Here is a 522-nt window from a genome sequence, read left to right on the forward strand (position 1 = left end):
TCGTGCGGGCCCGCCGCGCGCTGGCCGTGCGGTGCCGCCCCCGTGCCGCGAGCACGATGAGGAGCATGAGCGCGAGCGGCCAGAGCAGATAGAACTGCTCCTCGACCGAGAGCGACCAGTAGTGCTGAGCGGTCGTGGCCGCGTTATCCTGCGCGGAGTAGTCGACGGCCTTGGCCGCGAGGAACCAGTTCTCGACGTAGGCGGTCGCCGCGAAGGTCTCCTCGGCGATCTCCCGCCAGCGGGCGACCGGGAGCAGCAGCACCGCGCCCGCGAGGCTGGCGACGCTGACGAGCAGCGCCGCGGGCAGGAGCCGCTGCGCCCGACGGGCGTAGAAGCGGGCGAAGCGAATCCGGCCGGTCCGGCGCACCTCGCCGATCAGGTGGGTGGTGATCAGGAACCCCGAGATGACGAAGAAGACATCGACGCCCACGTAGCCGCCCGGCAGCCGGGTCGGCCAGAGGTGGTTCACGATGACCAGCCCGACCGCGATCGCCCGGAGCGCCTGGATGTCCGTGCGGATCC

General features: G+C 71.6%; 1 protein-coding gene. It reads right to left on the reverse strand.

The window, feature by feature from the left end; all coding sequences use genetic code 11:
- Positions 1–522, reverse strand: a 522-nt coding sequence (locus OOT08_RS12335; protein WP_325093648.1) for an acyltransferase family protein, incomplete at both ends; no start/stop codon positions are given.

Origin of the sequence: Leucobacter sp. M11 (assembly GCF_035726885.1) — a bacterium.
GTDB lineage: Bacteria > Actinomycetota > Actinomycetes > Actinomycetales > Microbacteriaceae > JAPFRB01.